Raw genomic sequence first — 249 nt, 5'->3', positions numbered from 1 at the left:
CGATTCCGTTCTCGGTGATGCTGGTGGTGCCGTTGGGCGTGATCGGCGCGCTGCTGGCGACGTCCATGCGCGGCCTGTCCAACGACGTGTTCTTCCAGGTGGGCCTGTTGACGACCATCGGCCTGTCGGCGAAGAACGCCATTCTCATCGTGGAGTTCGCCAAGGAGCTGCACGAGCAGGGCAAGGGCATCGTCGAGGCGGCCATCGAAGCCTGCCGCATGCGTCTGCGGCCGATCGTGATGACCTCCC

Annotated in this window: 1 protein-coding gene; it reads left to right on the top strand. The window is 65.1% G+C overall.

The window, feature by feature from the left end; translation table 11 throughout:
* On the top strand, positions 1-249 hold a 249-nt coding region (locus tag OH705_RS28220), incomplete at both ends, for an efflux RND transporter permease subunit (protein WP_267303572.1).

Source organism: Pseudomonas sp. BJa3 (genome assembly GCF_026343815.1).
GTDB lineage: Bacteria > Pseudomonadota > Gammaproteobacteria > Pseudomonadales > Pseudomonadaceae > Aquipseudomonas > Aquipseudomonas soli.
The sequence above is the reverse complement of the archived record's forward strand: the minus strand, read 5'-3'. Positions and strand labels throughout refer to the sequence as shown.